The 26,059-nt window shown below is 70.3% G+C and carries 24 protein-coding genes, 2 rRNA genes, 2 pseudogenes and 1 riboswitch; of the genes and pseudogenes, 10 read left to right on the top strand and 18 right to left on the bottom strand.

Annotated elements, in window-relative coordinates:
* Positions 1-139: 139 nt before the first annotated feature.
* Positions 140-346: a DUF5999 family protein gene (locus AB0H32_RS12830; protein ID WP_116152356.1), complete on the top strand. Its 207-nt coding sequence runs from the start codon at positions 140-142 to the stop codon at positions 344-346.
* Positions 347-724: 378 nt separating this feature from the next.
* Here AB0H32_RS12830 and lysA read toward each other — a convergent pair whose 3' ends face one another.
* The gene (gene lysA / locus AB0H32_RS12835; protein WP_361118640.1) at positions 725-2,065 is read right to left on the bottom strand and encodes a diaminopimelate decarboxylase; all 1,341 of its coding nucleotides are present in this window, start codon (positions 2,063-2,065) and stop codon (positions 725-727) included.
* Complete coding sequence (locus AB0H32_RS12840) at positions 2,062-2,412, bottom strand: SAV_915 family protein (RefSeq protein ID WP_361118643.1); 351 nt, start codon at positions 2,410-2,412, stop codon at positions 2,062-2,064. The genes lysA and AB0H32_RS12840 overlap by 4 nt, the downstream gene beginning before the upstream one ends.
* 318 nt (positions 2,413-2,730) lie before the next feature.
* Here AB0H32_RS12840 and AB0H32_RS12845 point away from each other — a divergent pair, with 318 nt between their 5' ends.
* Both AB0H32_RS12845 and AB0H32_RS12850 read left to right on the top strand, forming a co-directional pair.
* Positions 2,731-3,261, top strand: coding sequence for a universal stress protein (locus AB0H32_RS12845; protein WP_361118646.1), 531 nt, complete (start codon positions 2,731-2,733; stop codon positions 3,259-3,261).
* A gap of 623 nt (positions 3,262-3,884) precedes the next feature.
* Positions 3,885-5,837 carry an APC family permease gene (locus AB0H32_RS12850; protein WP_361118649.1) on the top strand — a complete coding sequence of 651 codons (1,953 nt, stop codon included), beginning with the start codon at positions 3,885-3,887 and terminating at the stop codon, positions 5,835-5,837.
* A gap of 47 nt (positions 5,838-5,884) precedes the next feature.
* On the opposite strand, the gene AB0H32_RS12855 is transcribed toward AB0H32_RS12850, so the two are convergent.
* The gene (locus AB0H32_RS12855; RefSeq protein ID WP_361118652.1) at positions 5,885-6,484 is read right to left on the bottom strand and encodes a DUF1707 domain-containing protein; all 600 of its coding nucleotides are present in this window, start codon (positions 6,482-6,484) and stop codon (positions 5,885-5,887) included.
* A 123-nt stretch (positions 6,485-6,607) separates the two neighbouring features.
* Here AB0H32_RS12855 and AB0H32_RS12860 point away from each other — a divergent pair, with 123 nt between their 5' ends.
* Positions 6,608-7,003 carry a helix-turn-helix transcriptional regulator gene (locus AB0H32_RS12860; protein ID WP_067312120.1) on the top strand — a complete coding sequence of 132 codons (396 nt, stop codon included), beginning with the start codon at positions 6,608-6,610 and terminating at the stop codon, positions 7,001-7,003.
* A gap of 10 nt (positions 7,004-7,013) precedes the next feature.
* Here the strand turns inward: AB0H32_RS12860 and AB0H32_RS12865 are convergent.
* Positions 7,014-7,202 (bottom strand): annotated as a pseudogene (locus AB0H32_RS12865) (helix-turn-helix domain-containing protein); the annotation flags it as partial.
* A gap of 90 nt (positions 7,203-7,292) precedes the next feature.
* Here AB0H32_RS12865 and AB0H32_RS12870 point away from each other — a divergent pair.
* A pseudogene (locus tag AB0H32_RS12870) lies at positions 7,293-7,476 on the top strand (hypothetical protein); the annotation flags it as partial.
* Here AB0H32_RS12870 and AB0H32_RS12875 read toward each other — a convergent pair.
* Positions 7,391-7,879: a molybdopterin-dependent oxidoreductase gene (locus AB0H32_RS12875; RefSeq protein ID WP_361118656.1), complete on the bottom strand. Its 489-nt coding sequence runs from the start codon at positions 7,877-7,879 to the stop codon at positions 7,391-7,393. The pseudogene AB0H32_RS12870 and the gene AB0H32_RS12875 overlap by 86 nt on opposite strands.
* A gap of 201 nt (positions 7,880-8,080) precedes the next feature.
* Here AB0H32_RS12875 and modA point away from each other — a divergent pair, with 201 nt between their 5' ends.
* The 4 genes from modA to AB0H32_RS12895 all read left to right on the top strand — a co-directional run bounded on the left by modA (position 8,081) and on the right by AB0H32_RS12895 (position 11,402).
* Positions 8,081-8,905 (top strand): molybdate ABC transporter substrate-binding protein, encoded by an 825-nt coding sequence (modA, locus tag AB0H32_RS12880; RefSeq protein WP_361118660.1) that lies wholly within the window; start codon positions 8,081-8,083, stop codon positions 8,903-8,905.
* Complete coding sequence (modB, locus tag AB0H32_RS12885) at positions 8,902-9,750, top strand: molybdate ABC transporter permease subunit (protein ID WP_361118663.1); 849 nt, start codon at positions 8,902-8,904, stop codon at positions 9,748-9,750. The genes modA and modB overlap by 4 nt, the downstream gene beginning before the upstream one ends.
* Positions 9,751-9,862: 112 nt before the next feature.
* Positions 9,863-10,954 (top strand): ABC transporter ATP-binding protein, encoded by a 1,092-nt coding sequence (locus tag AB0H32_RS12890; RefSeq protein ID WP_361118703.1) that lies wholly within the window; start codon positions 9,863-9,865, stop codon positions 10,952-10,954.
* A 28-nt stretch (positions 10,955-10,982) separates the two neighbouring features.
* Positions 10,983-11,402: a TOBE domain-containing protein gene (locus AB0H32_RS12895; protein ID WP_361118666.1), complete on the top strand. Its 420-nt coding sequence runs from the start codon at positions 10,983-10,985 to the stop codon at positions 11,400-11,402.
* Positions 11,403-11,500: 98 nt separating this feature from the next.
* On the opposite strand, the gene gcvP is transcribed toward AB0H32_RS12895, so the two are convergent.
* On the bottom strand, positions 11,501-14,386 hold the full coding sequence (gene gcvP / locus AB0H32_RS12900) for an aminomethyl-transferring glycine dehydrogenase (RefSeq protein WP_361118669.1): 2,886 nt from the start codon (positions 14,384-14,386) through the stop codon (positions 11,501-11,503).
* A gap of 174 nt (positions 14,387-14,560) precedes the next feature.
* Positions 14,561-14,655, bottom strand: a riboswitch (glycine riboswitch).
* Between the two features lie 119 nt (positions 14,656-14,774).
* Here gcvP and AB0H32_RS12905 point away from each other — a divergent pair.
* Positions 14,775-15,143, top strand: coding sequence for a PRC-barrel domain-containing protein (locus AB0H32_RS12905; RefSeq protein ID WP_361118672.1), 369 nt, complete (start codon positions 14,775-14,777; stop codon positions 15,141-15,143).
* Between the two features lie 314 nt (positions 15,144-15,457).
* On the opposite strand, the gene AB0H32_RS12910 is transcribed toward AB0H32_RS12905, so the two are convergent.
* The 12 genes from AB0H32_RS12910 to AB0H32_RS12965 form a co-directional block, all read right to left on the bottom strand.
* Positions 15,458-16,810 (bottom strand): DNA polymerase IV, encoded by a 1,353-nt coding sequence (locus tag AB0H32_RS12910; RefSeq protein ID WP_361118675.1) that lies wholly within the window; start codon positions 16,808-16,810, stop codon positions 15,458-15,460.
* Between the two features lie 176 nt (positions 16,811-16,986).
* A complete protein-coding gene (locus AB0H32_RS12915; RefSeq protein ID WP_361118678.1) occupies positions 16,987-17,631 on the bottom strand; it encodes a MerR family transcriptional regulator in 645 nt (214 codons plus the stop codon).
* Positions 17,632-17,891: 260 nt separating this feature from the next.
* Entirely contained in the window at positions 17,892-18,365 is a 474-nt protein-coding gene (locus AB0H32_RS12920; protein WP_026253112.1) for a bifunctional nuclease family protein, read from the bottom strand.
* 86 nt (positions 18,366-18,451) lie between these two features.
* The gene (locus tag AB0H32_RS12925) at positions 18,452-19,189 is read right to left on the bottom strand and encodes a MerR family transcriptional regulator (protein ID WP_361118682.1); all 738 of its coding nucleotides are present in this window, start codon (positions 19,187-19,189) and stop codon (positions 18,452-18,454) included.
* Between the two features lie 38 nt (positions 19,190-19,227).
* On the bottom strand, positions 19,228-20,058 hold the full coding sequence (locus tag AB0H32_RS12930; protein WP_361118685.1) for an FHA domain-containing protein: 831 nt from the start codon (positions 20,056-20,058) through the stop codon (positions 19,228-19,230).
* 190 nt (positions 20,059-20,248) lie between these two features.
* Positions 20,249-21,085 (bottom strand): DUF881 domain-containing protein, encoded by an 837-nt coding sequence (locus AB0H32_RS12935; RefSeq protein ID WP_361118688.1) that lies wholly within the window; start codon positions 21,083-21,085, stop codon positions 20,249-20,251.
* Positions 21,086-21,090: 5 nt separating this feature from the next.
* Positions 21,091-21,423, bottom strand: coding sequence for a small basic family protein (locus AB0H32_RS12940; protein WP_003988855.1), 333 nt, complete (start codon positions 21,421-21,423; stop codon positions 21,091-21,093).
* A complete protein-coding gene (locus AB0H32_RS12945; RefSeq protein WP_361118691.1) occupies positions 21,420-22,337 on the bottom strand; it encodes a DUF881 domain-containing protein in 918 nt (305 codons plus the stop codon). Before AB0H32_RS12945 ends, AB0H32_RS12940 begins: the two co-directional genes overlap by 4 nt.
* A gap of 118 nt (positions 22,338-22,455) precedes the next feature.
* On the bottom strand, positions 22,456-24,951 hold the full coding sequence (locus AB0H32_RS12950; RefSeq protein WP_361118694.1) for a mannose-1-phosphate guanyltransferase: 2,496 nt from the start codon (positions 24,949-24,951) through the stop codon (positions 22,456-22,458).
* A gap of 113 nt (positions 24,952-25,064) precedes the next feature.
* On the bottom strand, positions 25,065-25,673 hold the full coding sequence (locus AB0H32_RS12955; protein ID WP_361118697.1) for a CDP-alcohol phosphatidyltransferase family protein: 609 nt from the start codon (positions 25,671-25,673) through the stop codon (positions 25,065-25,067).
* A gap of 110 nt (positions 25,674-25,783) precedes the next feature.
* A 5S ribosomal RNA gene (gene rrf / locus AB0H32_RS12960) occupies positions 25,784-25,900 on the bottom strand.
* 85 nt (positions 25,901-25,985) lie between these two features.
* Positions 25,986-26,059 (bottom strand): 23S ribosomal RNA (locus AB0H32_RS12965); the annotation flags it as partial.

Raw genomic sequence — 26,059 nt, forward strand, 5'->3', positions numbered from 1 at the left:
CCGGGTGACGCGTCATGAACCTGTGAGAAGCGGTGCTGCGAAATCCCTGCGGAATGACGCCCAGAGGGCAACACTGGTTCCGACCGACCAATCACCACGGGGGACGGACATGACCACAACAGAGCGAGAGATCCCACCCATGTGCCAGCACCAGCCGCCGTGTCCGCCAGCAGAGTCCGCCGACCGGGAGTCCGCCCGTCTCGTGGCGCACCACCCGGAGCAGGGATGGAGTCTGCTGTGCAACGGCGTTCTGCTCTTCGAGGACACCGGTGAGCTTCTGCCCGACGGCCGGGTCATCGCCCCGCACCGTCCGCTCGGTGCGGACCATGTGATGACCGCCGCCTGAGCCGTCACACCCGGGCGGTCCGCCGCACCGCCCGGTGATCCGAGGGGCCGGCCGCACACCCATGGTGCGCACCGGCCCCGACGCGTGTCCGGGGTCGGTCACGGCCCGTAGTCACACGCTGCCGCAGTGCCTCGCACGGGGCAGGACGCCGTTCTTCTCGACCAGCCCCCGGTCGGTGGTCCCGGAGGCGAGGAACCTCAGGAAGTCGACGGCCGCCTGCGGGACGTTTCGCGCCTGACGGCGACTCCCGGCGGTGCTCCGTGGTGGACCCGGCGGGTGCTGAACCAGCGGGGCGGGTGAACGGGGACAGAGCCCGGGCGGGTCGGCCGGCGAGGGAGGGAGGACCGGCCCGCCCGGGAGTCGGGGTGCGACGGAGCGTCAGACGCCCACGTCCCGGCTGCGCAGGTCGGCCAGCGACTCCCGGCGGACCAGCAGCCGGGCCCTGCCGTCGTGCACGGCGACCACCGGCGGGCGGCCGACCAGGTTGTAGGCGGAGGCCATGGAGAGCTGGTAGGCCCCGGCCACCGGGACGGCGAGCAGGTCGCCCGGGCGTACGTCGGCGGGAAGTTCGGCCTCGGCGAGGACGTCACCGGCCTCGCAGTGCCGGCCCACGACGGTCACCGGGGTCAGGGGCTCGGTGGCGGGCCGGCCGATGAGGCGCGGCGCGTACCGGACGCCGTACAGGGCGGGCCGTGGGTTGTCGCTCATGCCGCCGTCGACGGCCACGAAGGTGCGGGCGCCGGTGCGTTTGACGGCCAGCACGTGGTAGACGGCCACACCCGCCGGCCCGGCGATCGCCCGGCCGGGTTCGATGATCAGGCGGGGCACCGGGAGTTCGGCGGCCGCGCAGGCCGCGGAGAGCTCGGCGTGGACCCTGCGGGCCAGGGCGACCGGGTCCAGGGCGGGCTCGCCGGGGCGGTAGGCGATGCCGTGGCCGCCGCCGAGGTCGAGTTCGGGCAGCGCGAGCCCGTGCTGGTCACGCAGCCGGGCCAGGAGGCCGACCATGCGGCGCACGGCGGTGACGTACGGCTTCACGCCGGTGATCTGCGAGCCCAGGTGGCAGTGCAGGCCGGTGAGTTCGAGCTGCGGCTGGTCGAGTATGCGGGCGATGGCGTGCTGGGCATGGCCGTCGGAGACGGACAGGCCGAACTTCTGGTCCTCGGTTCCGGTGCGGATCTTCTGGTGAGCGCCGGCGCCGACCCCGGGCACCACCCGGACCATCACCCGCTGGCGGCCGTCGGGCCCGAGGGCGGCGGCCAGCCGGGCGATCTCCGAGGGACTGTCGATCACGATCCGGCCCACGCCCAGGCGCAGCGCGGTCTCCAGGTCGTGCGGCGACTTGGCGTTGCCGTGCAGCACGATCCGCTCGGGCGGGAACCCGGCGGTGACCGCCAGTTCCAGCTCACCGGCCGAGCAGACGTCCAGGCCCAGGCCCTCCTCGGCCGTCCAGCGGACCATGGCCCGGCACAGGAACGCCTTGGCCGCGTACAGGACTTCGGCATCGGGAAAGGCCTGCCGGTAGGCGCGGCAGCGCTCGCGCACCTCGCCCTCGTCGAGGACGTAGACAGGGGTGCCGAAGCGGTCCGCGATCTCGGTCAGCGGCACGCCGGCGACGGCCGGATCGCCCGGGCTCGGTTCGGTGGCGGAGGCGGGCCAGACGGAGAGGTCGGCGGGGGTGGCGGCGGTGACGGGGGCGGTGGCTTCGTGCAGGGTGGTCATCGGGTGCTCCCCTCCGTGGCGCGGAGCGCCGGAAGCGGGATCGCTCGTGCGGCGGGTACGGGTGCCGGGGCCGACAACGTGGGGTCGACCGTGAGGGCGGTGACGCCGAGCGGCGCCGTCAGCGCACGCAGCGCGGGCTCGGAGAGGCGGATCCACTGCTGATCGGGGCCGAGCGTGCCGGCCAGTCGGCGTACGGAGGTGAAGGCGACGGCCGTGCGGCCTCCCAGGGGGGTGCGGAACAGGCGCGTCGCGCATCCGGTGGGTCCCGGCCGGACGGGCACGTACAGCGGTCCGGCCGGGGTGCGTTCGGAAGGCTCCGGGTCGTCGTCGCAGAGGAGTTCGGGCATGGGTCGCCTCCTGGGCGGATGGGCTGGGCCTTGGTGCCCCGGACGCGGGGAGGCGGACCGGGGCTGCCTCGACGCTATGCCCGCCCCGGCCGACCCGCCGACGCCTCCTGACGCGATGTTGACGTGAGCGGGCGCGACGCTGACGCGCTGCTGACAGGAGCCCGTGACCAGGCGGTCCGAGCACGTCGGAAATCTGGCAGGGATACGGTCCCCCGGCTGGTCGAACGGCTCGCACGGGGGTGGGATGAGAGAAAGGCCCCGCACGCGGGACCGTCCGCGGGAAGGACCCGCGGGCACCCGCGGGGAAACGGTGAAGTCATGTCCGGTTACGACGCCTCCGCGGCCGCCCGTGTGGTGGTGGGCGTGAGTGGCTCCCTGGGCAGCGTCAGGGCCCTGCGCCGGGCCACCGCGCTGGCGCGACGCCTGGGAGCCGAGCTATGGCCGGTGCTGGCCTGGGAGCCGCCCGGGGGCGATCCCGCCGCCCGCCGTTCGCCCGCCGCCGGCCTGCTGCTCGAGGAGTGGCAGCGGCTCGCCAAGCAGCGGCTGGTGTCCGTGCTCGACGAGATCTTCGGCGAGGAGGGCCCGGGCGTGCCGCTGCACGCCCTCATCGTGTGCGGCACCCCGGGCAGGGCGCTGGTGGCGACCGCGGACCGCGAGGACGACGTCCTCGTCGTGGGCGCCGGCCGGCGCGGGCTGCAGCGCGCCTTCTCGAGCCGCGTCTCCCGGCACTGTCTCGCCCACGCCGTCTGCCCGGTCCTCGCGGTGCCGCCGTCGCCGCTGGAGTCCGACCTCGTGTCGGTCCACCGGCGCAACGCATGGCATCTGCGCATGGACACCCGGGGACTGTGACGGCTGCGCCGCCGGCCTGAACGCGCCCGGGCCCCTGCGGGTCGTCGACGGGGCGATGTCGGTCGCACACCCTCAGGACGCCAGGACATCCTCAAGACGCCAGGACACCTTCAAGTCGCCGGGTCCCCTCCCAAGGTGCCCGCGGCCGAGTTCCGCCCGGCAAGGGGCGGCGCGGCGGAGTCCACCGATGAAGGTGCGGCACGGCCGTCTGCCATCGAGCAAGGTGCGGCCCGACCCGGCACCACCGATCAAGGCGCGGCGCGGCCCTGCGCCACCGAGCTGCCGACCGCCCGGAGCAGCGGGCGCGGAGCGTGTCGCTGCGGCTGCGGATCCTCTGCGGCCGGGGCAGCATGGAGACGTCGTGCGAGATGACGCACGGTGTCCGATCTCGGGTCCGGGGCCGTTTCTCCCCCGGACACTTCTCCATACAGCCCAAAGTGCCGCGTGAACTCGCGGGACTCCGTTTTTTGATGCGTCGCCTTCTCCCGTCGGGTCATTCTTAACGCAAGATTGACGCCCCCGGACACCTGATCCGTGGGCCCTGGCGTAACTCTCTGCATACGCTGGTGCCGCCGTCCGCGTGATGGCCGGAAACGACTGAGCCACACACCAGGAGCACGCCGATGGTCACGACCGAGCACCCCCCCAGTCGCCTGCGCGCCTGGATGCTGGAGGGGCTGTCCGACATGGGCAAGCACGGCGGCCACAACGGTTCCGAAGCCCAGCCGGAGACCGGTCACTCGGTTCAGCGCTGGTGGCGCGTGATGTGCCTGACCGGTGTCGACTACTTCTCGACCCTCGGCTATCAGCCGGGCATCGCGGCCCTGGCGGCCGGTCTGCTGTCGCCCATCGCGACCATCGTGCTCGTCATAGTCACCCTGGCGGGCGCCCTTCCGGTGTACCGCCGGGTCGCCGATGAGAGCCCGCACGGCGAGGGTTCCATCGCCATGCTGGAGCGGCTGCTCTCCTTCTGGCAGGGCAAGTTGTTCGTGCTGACCCTGCTGGGCTTCGCGGCCACCGACTTCCTGATCACCATCACCCTCTCCGCCGCCGACGCCTCCACCCACCTGGTGGAGAACCCGCACCTCAACAGCACGCTCCACAGCCACCAGATGGTGATCACGCTCTTCCTGGTGGCCCTGCTCGGCGCGGTGTTCCTCAAGGGCTTCCTGGAGGCCATCGGCGTCGCCGTCGCCCTGGTCGGCATCTACCTCGCGCTCAACGTCGTCGTCGTGATCGTCGGCCTGTGGCACGTGATCACCGCCGGGCACGTGATCACCGACTGGACCACCGCCCTGACCGCGGAACACGGCAACGTGTTCGTCATGGTCGGCGTGGCCCTGATCGTCTTCCCGAAGCTCGCGCTCGGTCTGTCCGGTTTCGAGACCGGCGTCGCCGTCATGCCGCACGTCAAGGGCGACCCGGACGACACCGAGGAGCGTCCGACCGGACGGATCCGGGACACCAAGAAGCTGCTGACCACCGCCGCCCTGATCATGAGCGTCTTCCTGATCACCACCAGCTTCATCACCACGCTGCTGATCCCGGCGGACGAGTTCAAGCCCGGCGGCCAGGCCAACGGCCGCGCGCTCGCCTACCTCGCGCACGAGTACCTCGGCAACGCCTTCGGCACGGTCTACGACGCCTCGACCATCGCCATCCTGTGGTTCGCCGGCGCCTCCGCCATGGCCGGTCTGCTCAACCTGATGCCGCGCTACCTGCCCCGCTACGGCATGGCCCCGCACTGGGCGCGGGCCGTCCGGCCGATGGTCATCGTCTTCACGCTGGTGGCCTTCCTGGTCACCTGGATCTTCGACGCCAACGTCGACGCGCAGGGCGGCGCCTACGCCACCGGTGTGCTGGTGCTGATCAGCTCCGCGGCCATCGCGGTGACCATCGCCGCCCGCAAGGCGGGCCAGCACGGCTGGACCGTCACGTTCGCGATCATCTCGGTGGTGTTCCTCTACACGACCGTCGTCAACGTCATCGAGCGCCCGGACGGTGTGAAGATCGGTGCCTGCTTCATCGCGGGCATCATCCTGGTCTCGCTGCTGTCCCGGCTGGCCCGCGCCTTCGAGCTGCGCGTGACCCACGTGGCCATGGACCCGATGGCGGAACGATTCGTCAGGGATATGGCCAGCCGCAAGATGCGCTTCATCGCCAACGAGCCCGACCGGCGCGACAAGGCCGAGTACCGCGACAAGGTCGAGCAGATCCGGGCCGACAACGAGATGCCCGAGCAGGAGGACTTCGTCTTCGTCGAGGTCACGGTGACCGACCCCTCGGAGTTCGAGGCGGGCCTGACCGTGCACGGCGAGGTCCTGCACAACCGCTACCGCGTGCTGACCGTGGAGTCCTCCTCCATCCCGAACGCGCTCGCCGCGCTCCTCCTCCACGTCCGGGACATGACGAGCTGCACCCCCCACATCTACTTCGAGTGGACCGAGGGCAACCCGTTCGCCAACTTCCTGCGCTTCTTCCTCTTCGGGCAGGGCGAGGTCGCCCCGGTCACCCGCGAGGTACTCCGCGAGGCGGAGCCGAACCGCGACCGGCGCCCACGCGTCCATACCGGCTGACCGGCTGACCGGCACCAGCCAGTCGGACCGGAGGACGGCACGGGCCTTCAGGCCGTCGCCGTCCTCCTGCCGAACGGCCGCCGCGGCGGCCGTGCCTCCAGCCGCCCCAGGCTCAGCCGCCCGCGTATCTCCACGCGCAGCACCACGGGCGTCCCGGGCTTCCCGGCCGGCCGCACCTTTGTCCTGCCGTATTCGATCGCGAGGGAATCGCCGTCCACGACCATGCCGGGTCGGGTGATCAGCCGCAGGGTGCCACCCCGCAGGTCCAGGTCGATGCGGAGGCTGTCGTGGCCGATCACCGCCCGGGTGAAGTCGAGGGTCACATCGCCCCAGGCTGACCGGATGTCCATCCGGCGCGGCACCGACCACTCGTCGCGGCGCACGGTCGAGGAGTACTGCTGCTCGATACGGACGGCGCCCTTGACCGGGGCCGGCCCGGGCGTCCCGGCCGGCAGGTCGGCCGTCAGCACCTCCAGGTCGCCGAGCGTGCGCGCAGACAGGGCGTCCGCCACCCGCTCCTCGTGTTCCCCTGCGGTCAGCCGGCCGTCTCCCACTGCACCGGTCAGCATGTCCAGTACCCGGTCCCGGTCCGCGTCCGAGGCCCGCAGCCCGGACGGCAACGACGTATGCACCTGCTCGGCCGACATGCCCTCACCCCGATCTCGACGCCCCTCCGGGACCCTCCATCACGCACTAACGCTATATCGCGTTATACCCATCGGCCAACCCCGTGTCCACGGTTCCTTCGTCGTGGCCCTATCGTGACCGGCATGCAGTCCTACACGATCGGCCAGGCCGCGCGGCTCCTCGGCGTGAGCCCGGACACCGCCCGTCGCTGGGCCGACGCGGGCCGGATGGCCACCCACCGCGACGAGGCCGGCCGACGGCTCATCGACGGCAAGGACCTCGCCGCGTTCTCGGTCGAACTGGCCAAGGGAGGCAGCGGCGAGGAGGACGCCTCCTACACCTCGGTCCGCAACGCCTTCCCGGGCATCGTCACCGCCATCAAGCTCGGTGACGTCGCCGCCCAGGTGGAGATCCAGGCGGGCCCGCACCGGCTGGTCTCGCTGCTGACCCGGGAGGCCGTCGAGGAACTGGGCCTGGAGGTCGGCATGGAGGCCACCGCGCGCGTGAAGTCCACGAACGTGCACATCGACCGCGTCTGACCCCGCGCCCTCACCGGCACAGCAGCGCCGCCCACAGGTCGAGCCGGTCGCTCAGCCGGGACAGGTCCCGCCCGGTGAAGTACTCGATGCGCTGGATCCGGTGGTGCACGGTGTTGACGTGCAGATGCAGGGCCTGTGCGGTGCGCGCCCCGGATCCGTCGCAGGCGAGGAACGTCTCCAGCGTGCCCAGGAGTACCGCGACGCCTGCGCGGCCGGCGTCCAGCAGCGGGCCGAGGACGGTGCGGCCGCAGGCGACGCGGACGTCGGCCGGCGCGCCCGTGAGCAGGGGGTCGGGCCGCCGGGCGCGAAGTCGATGAGCGAGAGCCCCCTTCAACCCGGTCGCGCCTGCCCCGGCCAACACCGTGCGGGACGTGACGGGCGAGCGGCTTACGGAGCTGCCGCTGACGCGCGACCGGGGGTGGCCGGCGCTGGACCGCCGAAGCCGTAGCCGCCGTCCACCCGGATCGCCGTGATCCCGCTGATGTGCCGGGCCCCGCAGCGGTCCTGCGGGAGCACCAGCTGGGGCCCGGCCGCATCCAGGGGGGTGCCGTCGATCGTGACGGCGAGCAGCACAGGGGCGTCGGCGAAGTCCGGGTCGATCTCGGCCCAGGACAGCAGGGCGTGGTGACCGTCGGTGCCGGTGACGGCGATCAGGAAGCGCAACCGGTCCTTGCGCCGGACCGGATCGAAGCCGGGCCCGGCGTCGGCGAGCACGTCGTACAGGCGCGGTCCGGAGAACCGGTGGTGCTGGATGCCGCTGGTCGCGCACTCGAAGCTGACGTCAGCCCGGTGCTGGGGCCAGGCGGACAGGTCCGGCACGGTCAGCCGGGCCGGTCGTACGAGATCGCCGGTCAGAGCGAGTTCCGCGAGAGTCACCGCGACCACCTCCCGCAGGACCGTACCCGTGCTTGAGCACCGTACAAACGCACATGCCAACCACACGTCACAAGTAAGCAGCTCATGCAATGTGACAGGAGACTTACAGCTCGCAGATGCGGCAGTATCATCGCCGCACGGCCGATTCCGGCCGTGGCAGGGCGCGACCGTTGTTCCAAGATCCCGAGGAGTAGATCCGTGATGACCCGTTCCGTGCGCCGGACCCGGCGAATGCTGCAGCTGGCCGGTGCGGGAGCCGCTGCCCTGATGGCACTCAGCGCCTGCTCCTCCTCCGACGACTCGACCAAGCCGGACAAGGCGGACTCGTCGTCCTCCGCCTCCCCGAAGCTCTCCGGCGACATCAACGTGTTCGCGGCCGCCTCCCTCAAGGAGAGCTTCACGGCCCTGGGCAGGGAGTTCGAGAAGGACCACCCCGGCACCAAGGTCAACTTCAACTTCGGCGGCAGCGACACCCTGGCCGCGAGCATCACCGGCGGTGCCCCGGCGGACGTGTTCGCCGCCGCCAGCCCCAAGACCATGGCGATCGTGACGGGCAAGCAGGACGCGGTCGGCACCCCGGCCACCTTCGTCCGCAACCAGCTGGAGATCGCCACCCTGCCGGGCAACCCCGACAAGGTGGCCTCCCTGAAGGACCTCACCAAGTCCGGCCTGAAGGTCGTCCTGTGCGACACGACCGTGCCGTGCGGCGCCGCCGCCCAGAAGGCCCTGGACGCCAGCAAGCTCAAGCTCACCCCGGCCTCCTACGAGGAGGACGTCAAGTCCGCCCTGAACAAGGTGGTGCTGAAGGAGGCCGACGCCGCGGTGGTCTACAAGACCGATGTGAAGGCGGCCGGTGGCAAGGTGGAGGGCGTGGAGTTCCCCGAGTCGGCCAAGGCCATCAACGACTACCCGATCGCCCTGCTGAAGAACGCCAAGAACGCCGAGGCGGCCAAGGCGTTCATCGCACTGGTGCAGTCCGCCGAGGGCCAGAAGGTCCTGAGCCAGGCCGGCTTCCTCAAGCCGTGACCTCGCTCGACAAGCCCGGCGCCGCGGCCGACCCCCGCACGGGTGGGCCGCGGCGCCGCCGCGTCCGGGCCGGGCTGCCGCTGCCGCTGCTGCTGCCCGGGGTGCTCGCCCTGGTGTTCCTGCTGCTGCCCCTGATCGCCCTGCTCGTCCGCGCCCCCTGGCGCAGCCTGCCGGACCTGCTGACCAGCACCGAGGTGTGGCAGGCGCTCCAGCTCTCCCTCGTCAGCGCCACGGCCGCGACCGCCGTCAGCCTCGTCCTCGGCGTGCCGCTGGCCTGGCTGCTGGCCCGCGCGGACTTCCCCGGGCGCGGCCTCGTACGAGCCCTGGTGACCCTGCCCCTGGTGCTCCCGCCGGTGGTCGGCGGTGTGGCCCTGCTGCTCGCCCTGGGCCGCAACGGAGTCGTCGGCAAGTGGCTCGACTCATGGTTCGGGATCACCCTGCCGTTCACCACCACCGGGGTCGTCATCGCGGAGGCGTTCGTCGCGATGCCGTTCCTGGTCATCAGCGTCGAGGGCACCCTGCGCGCCGCCGACCCGCGCTTCGAGGAGGCGGCCACCACGCTGGGGGCCTCCCGCTTCACCGCGTTCCGCCGGGTCACCCTGCCGCTGATCGCGCCCGGCATCGCCGCGGGCGCGGTCCTCGCCTGGGCCCGCGCGCTCGGCGAGTTCGGTGCGACGATCACCTTCGCCGGCAACTTCCCCGGCCGCACCCAGACCATGCCCCTCGCGGTCTACCTCGCCCTGCAGAACGACCCCGACGCAGCCATCGCACTGAGCCTGGTCCTGCTGGCCGTGTCGATCACCGTCCTGGCGGGATTGCGCGACCGTTGGCTGACCGGCACCTGACGACCGCGCGCGCATGGGGGACGATCGAACGTGCACGACGGCACGCAGCCCCGATGACGACGCCGTACGCCCCTCCCACGCCCCCGACGAGACCCGGCTGGACGATCCCTTCATGACCGACATCGACGCCCCCGAGGCCGACCTCGCGCCCGAGGCCGTGGGCGAGCAGGGGCTGGACGCCCACCTCGTCGTCGACCGGGGCACCTTCCGCCTCGACGTGGCCCTGGCCGCGGCTCCCGGAGACGTCGTCGCGCTGCTCGGCCCCAACGGCGCCGGCAAGACCACCGCCCTGCGCGCCCTCGCCGGTCTGGTCCCCCTCACCGACGGCCATCTGCGGCTGGACGGCGCGTCCCTGGAGCGCATTCCGCCCGAGTCCCGCCCGGTCGGCGTCGTCTTCCAGGACTACCTCCTCTTTCCGCATCTGTCCGCCCTGGACAACGTGGCCTTCGGGCCGCGCTGCCAGGGCGCCTCCAAGGCCGAGGCCCGTGCACAGGCCGCGGCCTGGCTGGACCGGATGGGCCTCACCGACCACTCCGGTGCCAAGCCCCGCCGCCTCTCCGGCGGCCAGGCCCAGCGCGTCGCGCTCGCCCGCGCGCTCGCCACCCGGCCCCGGCTGCTGCTCCTGGACGAACCCCTCGCGGCCCTGGACGCCCGCACCCGGCTGGAGGTGCGCGCCCAGCTGCGCCGCCATCTGGCCGAGTTCGAGGCGGTCGCCGTCCTGGTCACGCACGACCCGCTCGACGCCATGGTGCTCGCCGACCGGCTGGTGGTCGTCGAACACGGCCGGGTCGTCCAGGAGGGCACTCCGTCCGAGATCGCCCGCCATCCGCGCACGGACTACATCGCCCAGCTGGTCGGCCTCAACCTCTACCGCGGAGTGGCCGACGGGCACACCGTACGGCTGGAGGCAGGGCCGTCGATCACGACCACGGAGGACCTGTCCGGACCGGTCTTCGTGGCGTTCCCGCCGGTCGCCGTCACCCTCTTCCGGGACCGGCCCACTGGTGCCAGCGCCCGCAATCTGTGGCGCTGCGAGGTCGCGGGGCTGGAGACCCACGGCGACCAGATCCGCGCCGACCTCACCGGCGAGCTCGCCCTCGCCGCCGACCTCACCACGGTCGGCGCCGCCGAGCTGGACCTGCACCCCGGCGCAGCTGTCTGGGCGACTGTCAAAGCGACCCAGACACACGCATACCCTGCCTGACCGGACAGGCGCTCTACCGTGGGTGCCCATGACACTCAGCATCCGCAACCAGCTCCCCGGCACCGTCACCGAGGTCCAGCCCGGCGAGGTCATGGCCACGGTCAAGATCCGTCTGGACGGCGGGCAGGAGCTCATGGCGGCCATCACCCTGGAGGCCGTCGAACAGCTCGGCCTCGCCCCGGATTCCCGCGTCCACGCCCTGGTGAAGTCGACGGAGATCGCCCTGGCCACGAGCGGTGTGGAGGGGCTGTCCATCCGCAACCAGCTGCCCGGCGCAATCGTCCAGCTCGCCCATGGCGGAGCCATGGCCTCGGTGAAGATCGCCGTGGCGGGCGGCAAACTCACGGCGGTGATCACCAAGGACGCGGCCGAAGACCTCGGCCTCTTCGTGGGCTCGGACGTGATTGCCCTGATCAAGTCGACCGAGGTGTCGCTCGCGACCGCGTGAGCAAGGCAAGAGCCCCGCCCGAAGCTCGGGCGGGGCTCTCACCGGGAAGGTGCTCGGCCGGAGGGTACTCCGCCGGGGGGCACCGGGCCGTAAGGCGCTCAGTCCTCGTACGCGTCCAGCGGCGGGCAGGAGCAGACCAGGTTGCGGTCTCCGAAGGCCTGGTCGATACGGCGCACCGGCGGCCAGTACTTGTCGGCGACCGAGACTCCGGCCGGGAAGACGGCCTCCGCGCGGCTGTAGGCGTGGGTCCACTCATCGCCGAGCGCGGCGGCGGTGTGCGGGGCACCCCGCAGCGGGTTGTCCTCCGCGGGCCACTCGCCGGAGCCGACCTTCTCGATCTCCGCGCGGATGGCGATCATCGCGTCGCAGAAGCGGTCCAGCTCGGCCAGGTCCTCGGACTCGGTCGGCTCGATCATCAGCGTGCCGGCCACCGGGAAGGACATGGTCGGCGCGTGGAAGCCGTAGTCGATCAGGCGCTTGGCCACGTCGTCCACGCTCACGCCGGTCGCCTTGGTCAGCGGGCGCAGGTCGATGATGCACTCGTGCGCGACCAGGTTGCCGGGACCGGTGTAGAGCACCGGGTAGTGCGGCTCCAGGCGCTTGGCGATGTAGTTCGCGGAGAGCACGGCCACCTGGGTGGCGCGCTTGAGGCCCTCGCCGCCCATCAGGCGGACGTACGCCCACGAGATGGGGAGGATGCCGGCGCTGCCCCAGGGCGCCGCCGAGATCGGGCCGACGCCCGTCTCCGGTCCGGCCTCCGGCTGCAGCGGGTGGTTGGGCAGGTACGGCGCCAGGTGCGCGCGGACCGCGACCGGGCCGACGCCGGGGCCGCCGCCGCCGTGCGGGATGCAGAACGTCTTGTGCAGGTTCAGGTGCGAGACGTCGCCGCCGAAGTGGCCCGGCTTGGCGAGGCCGACCAGGGCGTTGAGGTTGGCGCCGTCGACGTACACCTGGCCGCCCGCCTCGTGGACCTGGGCGCAGATGTCGGCGACGTGCTCCTCGAAGACGCCGTGCGTCGACGGGTAGGTGATCATCAGCACCGACAGCTCGTCACGGTACTGCTCGATCTTGGCCCGCAGGTCCTCGACGTCGATCTCGCCGTCCCCGGCGGTCTTCACGACGACGACCTTCATGCCGGCCATCACGGCGCTGGCGGCGTTGGTGCCGTGCGCGGAGGACGGGATCAGGCACACGGTCCGCTGCTCGTCGCCGTTGGCCCGGTGGTAGCCGCGGACGGCCAGCAGACCGGCCAGCTCGCCCTGTGAACCGGCGTTCGGCTGGAGCGAGACCTTGTCGTAGCCGGTGACCTCGGCGAGACGCTCCTCCAGCTCGCGGATGAGCGTGAGGTAGCCCTCGGCCTGCTCGGCGGGCGCGAAGGGGTGCAGCTGACCGAACTCGGGCCAGGTGACCGGCTCCATCTCCGTGGTCGCGTTGAGCTTCATCGTGCAGGAGCCCAGCGGGATCATGCCGCGGTCCAGCGCGTAGTCGCGGTCGGCCAGCTTGCGCAGGTAGCGCAGCATCGCGGTCTCGGAGCGGTGGTCGTGGAAGACCGGGTGGGCGAGGTAGTCGTCGGTGCGCAGCAGCGCCTGGGGCAGGGCCTCCCCGGCGGCCGCGTCGAGCGCCTCGATGTCGCCCGCGACGCCGAAGGCGGCGAAGACGGCGTCCAGCTGGGCACGGTTGGTGGTCTCGTCGCAGGCGAGGGAGACGTGGTCGGCGTCGACCGCACGCAGGTTGACGCCCTTGTCACGGGCCGCGGCGACTATCCCGGCGGCCTTGCCGGGCACGCGCGCGGTGAGGGTGTCGAAGTAGGCGCCGTGGACGATCTCGACACCGCCGGCCTTCAGGCCCTCGGCGAGGATCGTGGCGTAGCGGTGGGTGCGGCGGGCGATGGTGCGCAGGCCCTCGGGGCCGTGGTAGACGGCGTACAGGCCGGCCATCACGGCGAGCAGCACCTGCGCGGTGCAGATGTTGCTGGTGGCCTTCTCCCGGCGGATGTGCTGCTCACGGGTCTGCAGCGCGAGGCGGTAGGCCTTGTGACCGTCGGCGTCGACGGAGACGCCGACGAGACGGCCGGGCAGGCTGCGCGCGAACTTCTCCTGCACCGCCATGTAGCCGGCGTGCGGACCGCCGAAGCCCATCGGGACACCGAAGCGCTGGGTCGTGCCGACGGCGATGTCCGCGCCGAGCTCGCCCGGCGAGGTCAGCAGGGTGAGCGCGAGCAGGTCGGCGGCGACGGTGACGAGGGCGCCCAGCTCGTGGGCCTGGTCGATCAGCGGCTTGATGTCGCGTACGGCACCGGAGGCGCCCGGGTACTGGATCAGGACGCCGGTGATCTCGCGGGCGGCGATGTCGGCCGGGATGCCGTCGCTGAGGTCCGCGACGACGACCTCGACGCCGGTCGGCTCCGCACGCGTCTCGATGACGGCGACGGTCTGCGGCAGGGCGTCCGCGTCGACCAGGAACAGGCCCTTCTTGTTCTTGCCCATGCGCCGGGACAGCGCCATCGCCTCGGCGGCCGCGGTGCCCTCGTCCAGCAGGGAGGCGCCGGAGGTGGGCAGGCCGGTCAGCTCGGCGACCATCGTCTGGAAGTTCAGCAGGGCCTCCAGACGGCCCTGCGAGATCTCCGGCTGGTACGGCGTGTAGGCCGTGTACCAGGCCGGGTTCTCCATGACGTTGCGCAGGACGACCGGCGGGGTGAAGGTGCCGTAGTAGCCGAGCCCGATCATCGAGCCGAGGACCTGGTTGCGGTCGGCGAGCGAGCGCAGCTCGGCGAGCACCTCGGCCTCGGTGCGGGCGCCCGGCAGGTCCAGGGCGTCCGCGTTCTTGATCACGTCCGGGACCGCGGCGGCGGTCAGCTCGTCGAGGGAGCCGTATCCGACGTGCGCGAGCATCTTGGCCCGCGCCTCCTGGTCGGGCCCGATGTGGCGCTGCTCGAAGGGGATGCCCGCTTCGAGCTCGGAGAGCGGAATGCGATGGGCGGTCATTGCGGAGGCCTCCTGGTCTGACGCGACCTTCGAGGGGCACCACGGCGTGGGTGCCCCGACGGCCTCCCCCTCTGTCATCTCAACCTGAGAGCTTCACCGGGCACCCGAGGGCGCCGGCTTTCACCGTCGGTGAGAGCGGAAGCCGTCGGCACCCGCTCTGCTTTCCAGAGTGACCTCGTCCGTGCGGTACGTGGGCCTGAGAGATTCCGGGGAGGATTTGCTCCTTCGGCGCCTCCGAAGTGGTCGGAGGACTCTCCCGCACGGGGTCAGCAGCCGCTGTCAGCCTACCAGCGAGGTCAACGCCCGAGCCCTCGAGTGGCCGCCTCCCTGAATGTGCTCTTTTGTAGTGCTTACGGATGAGTTGCGACCACGTGGAGGGAGAGGGACCGTGCAGACCGACATCGATCCGCGCAACCTGATCGGCCGCAAGGCGTTCGACCGCAATGGCACCAAGATCGGCACGGTCGACGAGGTGTACCTCGACGACGCCACGGGGGTGCCGGAGTGGGCGGCCATACGCACCGGCCTGTTCTCCCGGGACGCCTTCGTCCCCCTGGAGCCCAGCGAACTTGTCGAAGGTGCCCTCCGGGTCCCCTTCGAGCGCTCGCTCATCAAGGACGCCCCCGACTTCGGCGTGGGCCGCCATCTCTCTCCCGAACAGGAACTCCAGCTCTACCACCACTACGGCCTGGACGTGGCCCCGCCCCCCGCCCCGGACCGCGACTTCGGCAAGCTGGCAGGCAGCGAGGAAGGCTGAGGGAAACACGGCCTGCTGAGCCGACTCCGCCAACGGCAACCGCTCAGGGGCGCGGGGAACTGCGCGAGAAACCACGACGGCCCCCGCACCCGACAACAGAGCAGCACCCACCCAGGGCGCGGGGAACTGCGCGAGAAACCACGACGGCCCCCGCACCCGACAACAGAGCAGCACCCACCCAGGGGCACGGGGAACTGCGCGAAGAACCACGACAGCCCCCGCACCCGACAACAGAGCAGCACCCACCCAGGGGCACGGGGAACTGCGCGAAGAACCACGACGAACCCGCACCCGGCAGCGGACAGGCAGGCCCCCTACACCTCGGTGTCCACCCCGTCCAGGACCAGCGGCAGCGGCTCGGCCGGCTCCAGCGCAGGATCATCGACAAGAAACGTCCTTACCCGCCCCGGCGGGGACTGCGGCGTCTCGAAGCGGACAGTGACCCGCCCCAGGCCGCTGCCCTGCACCCAGCCGTGCCCGTACTCGGCGTGCCGCACGTCGTGTCCCGCACGCCACTGCCGTTCCGCGGGCTCCGGGCGCTCCACGGCCTCGGGCACGTCCTCCTCCGGCGCCTGCGCGGCCGCGGCCCGCTCGCCCGCCGCCTGTGCGAACAGGTCCTCCTGGGTGTAGTCGGCGAGCCCGGAGACCCCCACGCCGAGCAGGCGGACGCCTCCCGTGGTGTCCACGGACTCCAGCAGCCGCGCGGCTGCCTCCCGGATCACCGCCGGGTCGTCCGTGGGGCCTCTGAGCGTCTCGGACCGGGTGAGCGTCGAGAAGTCGTACCTGCGCACCTTCAGCACGATGGTCCGCCCGGACAGCCCGGCCTCGCGCAGCCGCCGCACACACCGGTCGGCGAGCCGCTGCACCTCCAGACCGACCCGCAGCCGGTCGTGGATGTCCACGTCGTAGGTGTCCTCGACCGATACCGACTTGGTCTCCCGCTCGGCCACCACGGGCCGGTCGTCACGCGCCAGCGCCATGGCGTACAGCGCGTGCCCGTGCGCCTTGCCCAGCAGCCGTACCAGCTCGTCCTCGCCCGCCTCGGCCAGCTCCTCGACCATGGTGATCCCTGCCCGTCTCAGGTGGTCCCCGGTGGCCGGCCCGATCCCGGGCAGGGTCCGCACCGGCATGGGGCCCAGCAGCGCCCGCTCGGTCCCGGGCTCGATGAGTACGAGTCCGTCGGGCTTGGCCTGCTCCGAGGCGATCTTCGCGAGCATCTTGGAGGCGGCCAGCCCCACCGACCCGGTGAGCCCCGTGACCGCCCGTATGTCCGCGCGCAGCTTGACTGCGGCCAGGCGTGCCGATTCCTCGTCCCAGGCCGTTCCCCCGGCCTCCAGGTCCACGAACGCCTCGTCCAGGCTCAGCGGCTCCACCAGCGGCGACAGCTCCCGCAGCAGCGCCATCACCTGGTCACTGACCGACCGGTACAGAGTGAAGCGCGGCACGAGGTACGCGGCGTTCGGCGCCAGGCGGCGCGCCTGGGCCATCGGCATCGCCGAGTGCACCCCGAAGACGCGCGCCTCGTACGACGCGGTGGCCACCACTCCGCGCGGTCCCAGTCCGCCCACGACGACAGCCTTCCCACGCAGGCTCGGCTTGGATGCCTGCTCCACCGAGGCGTAGAAGGCGTCCATGTCGAGATGCAGGACCGTGGGAGCGTTTCTCACACCTCTGATGCTGCACCACGCCACTGACAACGGACCGGCACGGGACGGGCCGGAGCAGGGCTGCGACGCCCGGACGGCCCCTTGCGACAAGCGTCGGCGGTCAGGGCCGACGGTCAGGGCCTCTACGCACTCACCAGCGCCCCGCCCGCGCCCGGCGGGCCCGGGCGCGGTTCCGCTCAGACAGCCCGGTTGCGGCGCCGCGCCAGTTCGTCCGAGGGGTTGTGCCCGATGAGCGTCTCCCCGGTGTCGATACGCTCCCCGTGCAGCTGGGAGAGCGCGCTTTCCACATCGCGCCAGACCACGCCGACGGCGATCCCGAAGATGCCCTGACCGCCCTGGAGCAGGGCGTGGACCTCGTCCGGGGAGGTGCACTCGTAGACCGTCGCACCGTCGCTCATGAGGGTCATGCGCTCCAGATCGCGGAAACCGCGTTCTCGCAGGTGGTGCACGGCCGAGCGGATGTTCTGCAGCGAAACCCCAGTGTCCAGGAAGCGCTTCACGATCTTCAGGACGACAATGTCCCGGAAGCTGTAGAGACGCTGGGTGCCCGACCCGTAGGCGGGCCGCACGCTCGGCTCGACGAGGCCGGTACGGGCCCAGTAGTCGAGTTGCCGGTAGGTGATGCCGGCCGCAGCGCAGGCCGTGGGCCCGCGATAGCCGATCTCCTCGGACGCCATGGACGCCGCCCCTCCGCCGTTCGGCACCGCCGTCGGTCGCTGCTGGGCGTGGTCGACCGCGCTGCTGTGAAGCGGGTACGGACCGCTCTCCCCCAGACCGCGTCCGGGGGTACCCCCCACCGTACCGTCGCCGCTCGTTCTCACGCCGACCTCCGTCCTTGACCTGCCCTCTCGACGGTAGGCAGTCACCAGGGGTGCGTCAACGATCGCCACACTCGGCACGCCGAGTGATAATCACCCTAGGAGTGGTTTCCCGTCCCCACCGCGGGGAAAGGCTAGCCGAATGCGTTCACGGGAGGCCGTAGGACGCTCTCAATGGCCGGTGGCAATTGCCATGCTGCCGGGGCCCCACGGGCCGTCGACCGACCGGTCACAGACCCGCCGGGCGCCCGGCGGGACCCGGCTCACTGGCTGCTGGTGCCGAAGTCCTCGGGCGAGATCTGGTCGAGGAACTCGCGGAACTTCTCCACCTCGTCCTCCTGCTCGTCCGGAATGGCGATGCCGGCGTCGTCCAGCACGGTGTCGCTGCCGTAGATCGGCGTTCCGGTGCGCAGGGCGAGCGCTATGGCGTCGGAGGGACGGGCGCTCACCTCGACCCCGCTGGCGAAGACCAGCTCCGCGTAGAAGACGCCCTCACGCAGATCCGTGATGCGCACTTCGGTCAGCTCCTGGCCGACGGCCTCCAGCACGTCCTTGAACAGGTCGTGGGTCAGCGGTCGCGCGGGCGCCATGCCCTGCTGGGCGAAGGCGATCGCCGTCGCCTCCCCCGGCCCGATCCAGATGGGGAGGTAACGGTCGCCTCCCACTTCGCGCAGGAGCACGATCGGTTGGTTGGAGGGCATTTCGACCCGGACACCTACGACATCGAGCTCGTTCACACAGCAACCCTAGGCCGTGCCCGGGACGTTTGGGTAGTCGGGCCGGGAACAGGTGCCCGATCCGGCCGTCCGGGAGACCCCGCCGCTCAGGGCAGCCGCACCCCGAGGGCGGTCTGTACCAGTGCGGCGTGCAGCTTCACCGTGAGCGCCGCCAGCTCCTTCGTACGAGCCTCGGCGTGTGCCCTGGTCTGAGGGTTGCGGTGGCGCTTCAGGGGGGCCACCACCTGGTCCACGAGACCCGCCTCGCGGTCGGCCGCCGCCTTCATCACCCGCAGGTGTCGCGGCCCGATCCCGAACCGGCCCAGCTCGGCGACGAGCGAGGCCACGGTGACGGACTCGGCGTCGTACGCCCCGTCCTCCAGAGGAGCGACGAGCCCGTACGACTCCCACTCCTTGAGGTCGTCCTCGTCGATACCGGCGGCCGCCAGCAGCTCGGCCCGCCCGACCCGGGCGAGTGTGGGCCGCTCGGCGGGCTCCGGCGCCTCCTGCCCGGTGCGCTGGCGCCCGACCACGGGCAGCTGGACGGCCTCGCCCCGCTCCATGGCCGCCAGGTGCTCGCGGATCACCTTGAGCGGCAGATAGTGGTCCCGCTGCATCCTCAGGACGTGAGCGAGACGCTCCACGTCCCCGGCGCTGAACTTGCGGTACCCCGATGGGGTCCGCCGCGGCTCGATGAGCCCCTCCGACTCCAGAAAGCGGATCTTGGAGATGGTGACTTCGGGGAACTCGTCGCGCAGCGCGTTCAGCACCGTGCCGATGCTCATCAGCCCACTGTCCGTGGCGGCGGTACCGTTTCGGGCACCGCCGCTCGGTGTTTGAAGCATGGACCTTCCCTGGGGTCCCCCGGACGGGATCCGGAGGGTCAGATGCCCTGCCGGCTCGCGTAGAAGACCAGCCGGTACTTGCCGATCTGCACCTCGTCACCGTTCGCGAGCGGAACCTGGTCGATCCGCTCACGGTTGACGTACGTGCCGTTCAGACTGCCGACATCGGCCACCGTGAACGAGCCGTCCTGGGAGCGCCGGAACTCCACGTGCCGCCGCGAGACCGTGACGTCGTCCAGGAAGATGTCGCTCTGCGGATGACGGCCGGCCGTGGTCAGGTCGCTGTCCAGCAGGAAGCGGCTGCCCGAGTTCGGGCCCCGCCGCACCACCAACAGCGCCGATCCCGGCGGCAGCGCGTCGACCGCGGCCTGTGCCTCGGGCGAGAGCATCGGCAGCGGCGTCTGCCCGGTCGCCTCTGCCTCGTAGGCCTCGAGGCCGGAGATGGAGATGGTGGACGTGGTCTCCGAGGCGCGCTCCGGAGCCACCCCGGCGCGCAGCGGTGCTCCGCAATTGGAGCAGAACCGGGCGTTCTCCGCATTGCGGTTACCGCACCTCGTACACACCAGGACCGACATGGACGGATCCTCCTGCCGCGGCTGTCCCGACGGGGCATTGGTCGCGTACGGGTTGGAGGCGAACTCTCCACCCGCACCTGAGGTTGACGGTTGCCCGAAACCTATGCCGCCGGACTGCGCAGGGTCAACAGACGCCGCGCCCTGACCTCCGGAAATGTCACCGCCCGGACCAGCGACCTGGTCACGGAACAGCGGGCGCTGACCCTCTGCGTCAGGCTGTGCGCGATGACGAGCGGTCGCGTTGTCGCTGCCCTCTCGCGCGCTCTTGCCGAACAACTTCGCAAACAACTTCACGGGCGATTCCCCTTGACCGAAACAGACCCGCCCGTGGGGCAGGACGAACCCTGATTGCCTACACCGGCCGACCCGGACATTCTCACAACGTCCGTATCCACCAGACAGTTTCCACCACGCACCACCCCTTCAGTGCGTCGACCCCCCGCAACCTCATGCCCCTGCCGGACGTCCCCCATGCACCGCCGGTTCACTGGGAGGACGACCGAGCGTAGTCAGGCTGCTTCGCCTGTCGCAAGGCGTCCACGACGATCTTGTCCGACCGCTCCACGGTCGCCGTGGCCTGCTCCTTCTCCAAGGTCTGCACCACGCCTCCAGGGATGTTCAGCGCCGGCTCGAGGTCCTGCGGCTTGCCGATGATCAGGAAACGATAGGGGGCGTTGATCTTGTTCCCGTCGACGCTCACGCTTTTCCCCGAGTCGGTGAAGTAGGTGTTCGCGCCCACCCGCACCCCGTTGACCTGGATCGCCTCCGCACCGGCCGCGCGCAGCTCTTGGATCGCGTCGAGCAGCATGTCCGCCTTGACCGTCCCCTTCGTGTCCTCGATCGTCATGGTGATGCCGGGACCCTGCGCCGCCACGGTGCCCGCCAGAATGCCGAGTTGCCGCTCCTTCTCGGTCGTCTGCTTGCGCGCCTCCGCGGCCTGGTCGGAGCTGCTCTGCAGCTCCGAGCGCTGCTTTTCGAGTCCCTGCTTCTCGTCCTCAAGACGCTGAGTACGCGAATCCAGTTCATCGAGAATGCGAACAAGATCTTCCTGACGCGCGCCGCGCAGCGCGCTGTCGCTGTCGCTGTTCGACGCCACCTGCACGGCAAGCCCGAATCCGAGCCCGAACAGCAGCAGCGCGACGATGAGTTGGGCCCGGGTGACCCGCAGCGGCCACAGCCCCTTGACCAGCCGCTGACGCCCGGTGAGCGGCGGCTCACCGCTCCCGGCGGGAGCCTCCTCCGGCTCGGCGGCCGACGCCGGCACCTCGTCGGGCAGTTCCTTGCGCAGCCTGTTCTCCGGCTGCTCCTCCTGGTTGCTCATCGGTCTCACGCCCTGAAGACGTGCCGCCGGATCGCCGCGGCGTTGGAGAAGATCCGGATACCCAGGACCACGACGACACCCGTGGACAGCTGCGCGCCCACGCCCAACTTGTCCCCCAGGAACACGATCAACGCGGCCACGACCACGTTCGACAGGAACGACACCACGAAGACCTTGTCGTCGAAGATCCCGTCGAGCATGGCCCGCAGACCACCGAAGACGGCGTCCAGCGCCGCCACGACGGCGATCGGCAGGTAAGGCTCGACGACCGCCGGAACCTCAGGCCGGACCAACAGGCCGGCCACGACTCCCACGACGAGGCCCAGTACGGCGATCACGATGTGCCCTTCTCAGTCTTCTCGGCTTTCGGCTGTGCTGTACGTACGATCACACTCGGTGCAGCGGGCAACCGGACGTCGCCCTGCGCGGAGATGGCGGTCCGGATCCCGTAGTTCTGCTCCAGGGCGTGCAGGTACAGCCCGTCGGCGCTGTTCTGGAACCTGGTGCTCAGGCGTTCCCCGTCCCCCACCGCCAGCACCGTGTACGGCGGCACCAGCGGCCTGTTGTCCACCAGTATCGCGTCACCCGCGGCCCGGATCGCGGACAGGGCCGTCAGACGCTGTCCGTTGATCGACACGGCCTCGGCCCCGGAGGCCCACAGCCCGTTGACCACCCGCTGCATGTCCCGGTCACGAACCCGTCCAGTGTCTGAGAAACCGGACGTTTCGCGCGGATTGGTTCCGTCACCGCCGGTACTGGCCTCCTTGGCGTCGTTCACCACGAGCCTGATCCCGGGGCCGTGCACCGCGGTGGCCCCCGACAGGACACCCATCAGGTCCGCCTCGGCACCGGCGCCGCTCTTCTTCAGAGCCGCTCGCTGCCGCGCGCTGACGTCGTCGCGCAATGCGTCGACAGTGCTCTCCAGCTTGTCCGCGCCCGAGGTCTCCCGGTCGATGCGGTCGATCAGCTCCTGACGCTCCTTGGCCACCACAGGCGCCGCCACGCGCGCCTGCGCCGCACCCACGGTCACGACCAGCGCCGCGAGCACCAGCCCCGCCGCCAGGCCCAGCTTCGCCCTGAGGGTCTTCGGCAGCCCGCCCTCCCCCTCGGACTTCTTGCGGGCGGCGGCCTCGGCGTACCCGTCGTCGAGGCTGTGGTCCATGACGTTGGTGATCAACGACATGGAAGCGTCCGGACGCTGTGCCCGCGGGGGGCTGCTCCGAACGGGGGGTTGCTGCGGCATGCCGCACATCGTCGCATGTCGCGAGCAGTACCTCCGAATGGCCCCACCGGCGTGCCGGACAGGCCCCCTTGGGGACACTTGTCCGGCACGCGCGCGTGCGGTGGTTTTGCCGTCCGGACTGCCCGCTCTACCGCCCTGCGCTGTCCACCACGGACGACCACTCGTCCAGCAGGGCCTGCGCTCCGGCGTCGTCCGGTCCCTCGGCCCACAGGTGGGTGACCGCCTCCGCCGGGTCGGGCAGCACCATCACCCAGCGGCCGTCGGTCTCCACGACCCGTACGCCGTCGGTCGTGTCGACAAAGCGATCCCCGGCCGCCTCGACGACGCGCCGCATGACCAGTCCCTTGACGGCCCACGGCGTCGCCAGGTCCCGCTTGAGGACGTGCGCCCGCGGAATCCGCGCATCGATCTGGCTCAGCGTGAGCTGCGTACGCGCCACCAGCCCGATCAGCCGTACGAAGGCCGCCGTGCCGTCGTAGACGCTGCTGAACTCGGGGACGATGAAGCCGCCCTTGCCGTCACCGCCGAAGATGGTGCCCTCTTCGCGCCCCACACGCGTGAGGTCGTCGGGAGACGTGGTGGTCCACTCGACCTGCGTGCCGTGGTACGCGGCCACTTGCTCGGCGATCCGCGTCGTGGTCACCGGCAGCGCCACCCGTCCACTGCGCCGCTCGGCCGCCACCAGATCCAGCATCACCAGCAGCGCCCGGTCGTCCTCGATGATCCGGCCCTTCTCGTCCACGAGCGACAGCCGCTCGCCGACGGGGTCGAACCGGACACCGAACGCGGCCCTGGAGGACGCCACTATCTCGCCGAGACGCATCAGCCCGTTCCGGCGCATCTCCTCCGTCTCCGTGGGCCTGGACTCGTCGAGACCGGGGTTGATGGTCAGCGAGTCCACGCCGAGCTTGCCGAGCAGGCTCGGCAGGACGAGGCCGGCGCTGCCGTTGGAGGCGTCCACGACGACCTTCAGACCCGACTCCGCGATCCCGGTGGTGTCGACGTTCCTCAGCAGAGAACCGGTGTACGAGTCGAACACGCTCGCCGGGAAGTACAGATCACCGATCTCCCCCGGGAACGCCCTGCGGTACTCCTGTCGCGCGAAGACCCGGTCGAGCTTGCGCTGACCGCCCTGCGACAGATCCGCACCCTGCCCGTCGAAGAACATGATGTCGACGGAGTCCGGCACACCCGGCGAGGTCCGGATCATGATGCCGCCGGCACTGCCCCGTGCGGTCTGCTGCCGGGCCACGGGCAGCGGCACGTTCTCCAGGTCGCGTACGTCGATGGCACTGGCCTGGAGCGCGGAGATCACGGCCCGCTTGAGTGCACGGGCACCACGGGAGTGGTCTCGGGCGGTGGTGACCGTGGCCCCCTTCTTCAGGGTGGTCGCATAGGCGCCGGCCAGCCGCACGGCCAGTTCGGGGGTGATCTCCACGTTCAGGATTCCGGACACCCCGCGGGCGCCGAACAGCTGGGCCTGGCCTCTGGACTCCCAGATGACAGAGGTGTTGACGAAGGCACCGGCCTCGATCGTCTTGAACGGGTAGACCCGGACATTGCCCTGAACGATCGATTCTTCCCCGATCAGGCATTCATCGCCGATGACTGCCCCGTCCTCGATCCGGGCCGCCCGCATGATGTCGGTGTTCTTGCCCACGACACAGCCGCGCAGATTGCTGTGCTGACCGACGTACACGTTGTCGTGGACGACGGCCCGGTGCATGAATGCACCGCTCTTGACGACGACGTTGGATCCGACGACGGTGTGCTCGCGGATTTCCGCGCCGGCCTCCACCTTGGCGTAGTCACCGATGTAGAGCGGCCCACGGAGAACGGCATCGGGATGCACCTCGGCACCCTCGGCGACCCAGACGCCCGGAGAGATCTCGAAGCCGTCGATGTCGACGTTGACCTTGCCCTCCAGGACGTCGGCCTGCGCCTTCACATAGCTCTCGTGGGTGCCGACGTCCTCCCAGTAGCCCTCGGCGATATAGCCGTAGATCGGCTTGCCTTCCTTCATCAGCTGCGGGAAGACGTCGCCGGACCAGTCGACGGGCACGTCGGGCTCGACGTAGTCGAAGACTTCGGGCTCCATGACATAAATGCCCGTGTTGACCGTGTCGGAGAAGACCTGACCCCAGGTCGGCTTCTCGAGGAAGCGCTCGACCTTGCCTTCCTCGTCGACGATGGTGATGCCGAACTCGAGCGGATTGGGCACCCGGGTCAGACAGACCGTGACCAGCGCGCCCTTCTCCTTGTGGAAATTGATCAGGTCGGTGAGGTCGAAGTCGGTCAGGGCATCGCCGGAGATGACAAGGAAAGCATCGTTCTTCAGCGCCTCTTCGGCGTTCTTGACGCTTCCGGCGGTACCGAGTGGCTTCTCCTCGTTGGCATATGTGAGTTCCATTCCGAGCTCTTCGCCGTCGCCGAAGTAGTTCTTGACGAGCGATGCCAGGAACTGCACGGTGACAACGGTCTCGTTGAGCCCATGCCTTTTGAGCAGCCGTAGCACATGCTCCATGATCGGCCGGTTCACCACCGGCAGGAGCGGCTTGGGCATGCTGGAGGTCATAGGGCGAAGGCGAGTGCCTTCGCCACCGGCCATCACGACGGCCTTCATGTCGGAAGCGTCCTCCTAAAGAGACGACGGTCTAGCCGACTTCACCCGTCCTGATTGTCCCGCAGATGTGGGCAGCGGGCCATCGGGCCACTATGTCCGGACAATCAACGAGCTCAATCGGTCGCGGCGTCCGCACGGACCAGGCGGCGGACTTGCACCACGTAGAGCACTCCTGCCCACCAGTAGAGGGTTGTACCCCACCCTGCGAACGCCCATCCGAAAATAGCAGCGAGTGACGCGATCCATGTCTTTCCGTCACTGAGGAGCAGGAGCGGGAAGGCGTACATCAGGTTGAAGGTCGCGGCCTTCCCCAGGAAGTTCACCTGCGGTGGCGGATAGCCGTGACGCCTGAGGATTCCCACCATCACCAGCAGAACCAGCTCTCTCGCAACCAGGAGAGCAGTCAGCCAGATCGGGAGGATCTCGCGCCAGGTGAGGCCCACCAGCGTGGACAGAATGTACAGCCGGTCGGCGGCAGGGTCGAGGAGCCGGCCGAGGCTGCTGATCTGATTCCAGCGCCTGGCGAGCTTGCCGTCCAGATAGTCGCTGATCCCGCTGAAGGCCAGCACGAGGAGGGCCCAGCCATCGCTGTTGTGTCCGTCGAACTCCGGCCTGAGGATCAACCAGAGGAAGACGGGTACGCCGACGAGCCGCGCCATGCTGAGGATGTTGGGGATGGTGAGGACCCGGTCTGTCTGGACACGGGTCTCCTGGACCTCCACCCGGGGGCCTCCTGTGCGAAAACGAGCCAACGATGCCCCCTGACCCTACCTCAACGCAAAAAAGCTCCGGCCCCTGGGCGGTTCGCCCAAGAGCCGGAGCTACAAAAGGAGTTCGGCGGCGTCCTACTCTCCCACAGGGTCCCCCCTGCAGTACCATCGGCGCTGTGAGGCTTAGCTTCCGGGTTCGGAATGTAACCGGGCGTTTCCCTCACGCTATGACCACCGAAACACTATGAAACTGTGAACGCCACACCGCCTGTCACAGCGGGGCTGTTCGTGGTTTCAGAACCAACACAGTGAACGCGAGCATCAATGGACAAGCCCTCGGCCTATTAGTACCAGTCAACTCCACCCGTTACCGGGCTTCCATATCTGGCCTATCAACC

Origin of the sequence: Streptomyces sp. NPDC020362, assembly GCF_040642095.1 — a bacterium.
In the GTDB taxonomy this organism is placed as follows: domain Bacteria; phylum Actinomycetota; class Actinomycetes; order Streptomycetales; family Streptomycetaceae; genus Streptomyces.

Excerpts from the sequence above, each read along its gene's own strand:
- gcvP (WP_361118669.1), bottom strand. The coding sequence starts at position 14,386 with ATGACCGCCCATCGCATTCCGCTCTCCGAGCTCGAAGCGGGCATCCCC.
- AB0H32_RS12850 (WP_361118649.1), top strand. The coding sequence starts at position 3,885 with ATGGTCACGACCGAGCACCCCCCCAGTCGCCTGCGCGCCTGGATGCTG.
- AB0H32_RS12855 (WP_361118652.1), bottom strand. The coding sequence starts at position 6,484 with ATGTCGGCCGAGCAGGTGCATACGTCGTTGCCGTCCGGGCTGCGGGCC.
- AB0H32_RS12830 (WP_116152356.1), top strand. The coding sequence starts at position 140 with ATGTGCCAGCACCAGCCGCCGTGTCCGCCAGCAGAGTCCGCCGACCGG.
- lysA (WP_361118640.1), bottom strand. The coding sequence starts at position 2,065 with ATGACCACCCTGCACGAAGCCACCGCCCCCGTCACCGCCGCCACCCCC.
- AB0H32_RS12950 (WP_361118694.1), bottom strand. The coding sequence starts at position 24,951 with ATGAAGGCCGTCGTGATGGCCGGTGGCGAAGGCACTCGCCTTCGCCCT.
- AB0H32_RS12845 (WP_361118646.1), top strand. The coding sequence starts at position 2,731 with ATGTCCGGTTACGACGCCTCCGCGGCCGCCCGTGTGGTGGTGGGCGTG.
- modA (WP_361118660.1), top strand. The coding sequence starts at position 8,081 with ATGACCCGTTCCGTGCGCCGGACCCGGCGAATGCTGCAGCTGGCCGGT.
- AB0H32_RS12860 (WP_067312120.1), top strand. The coding sequence starts at position 6,608 with ATGCAGTCCTACACGATCGGCCAGGCCGCGCGGCTCCTCGGCGTGAGC.
- AB0H32_RS12895 (WP_361118666.1), top strand. The coding sequence starts at position 10,983 with ATGACACTCAGCATCCGCAACCAGCTCCCCGGCACCGTCACCGAGGTC.
- AB0H32_RS12925 (WP_361118682.1), bottom strand. The coding sequence starts at position 19,189 with ATGCTTCAAACACCGAGCGGCGGTGCCCGAAACGGTACCGCCGCCACG.
- AB0H32_RS12840 (WP_361118643.1), bottom strand. The coding sequence starts at position 2,412 with ATGCCCGAACTCCTCTGCGACGACGACCCGGAGCCTTCCGAACGCACC.
- AB0H32_RS12945 (WP_361118691.1), bottom strand. The coding sequence starts at position 22,337 with ATGTGCGGCATGCCGCAGCAACCCCCCGTTCGGAGCAGCCCCCCGCGG.
- AB0H32_RS12890 (WP_361118703.1), top strand. The coding sequence starts at position 9,863 with ATGACCGACATCGACGCCCCCGAGGCCGACCTCGCGCCCGAGGCCGTG.
- AB0H32_RS12935 (WP_361118688.1), bottom strand. The coding sequence starts at position 21,085 with ATGAGCAACCAGGAGGAGCAGCCGGAGAACAGGCTGCGCAAGGAACTG.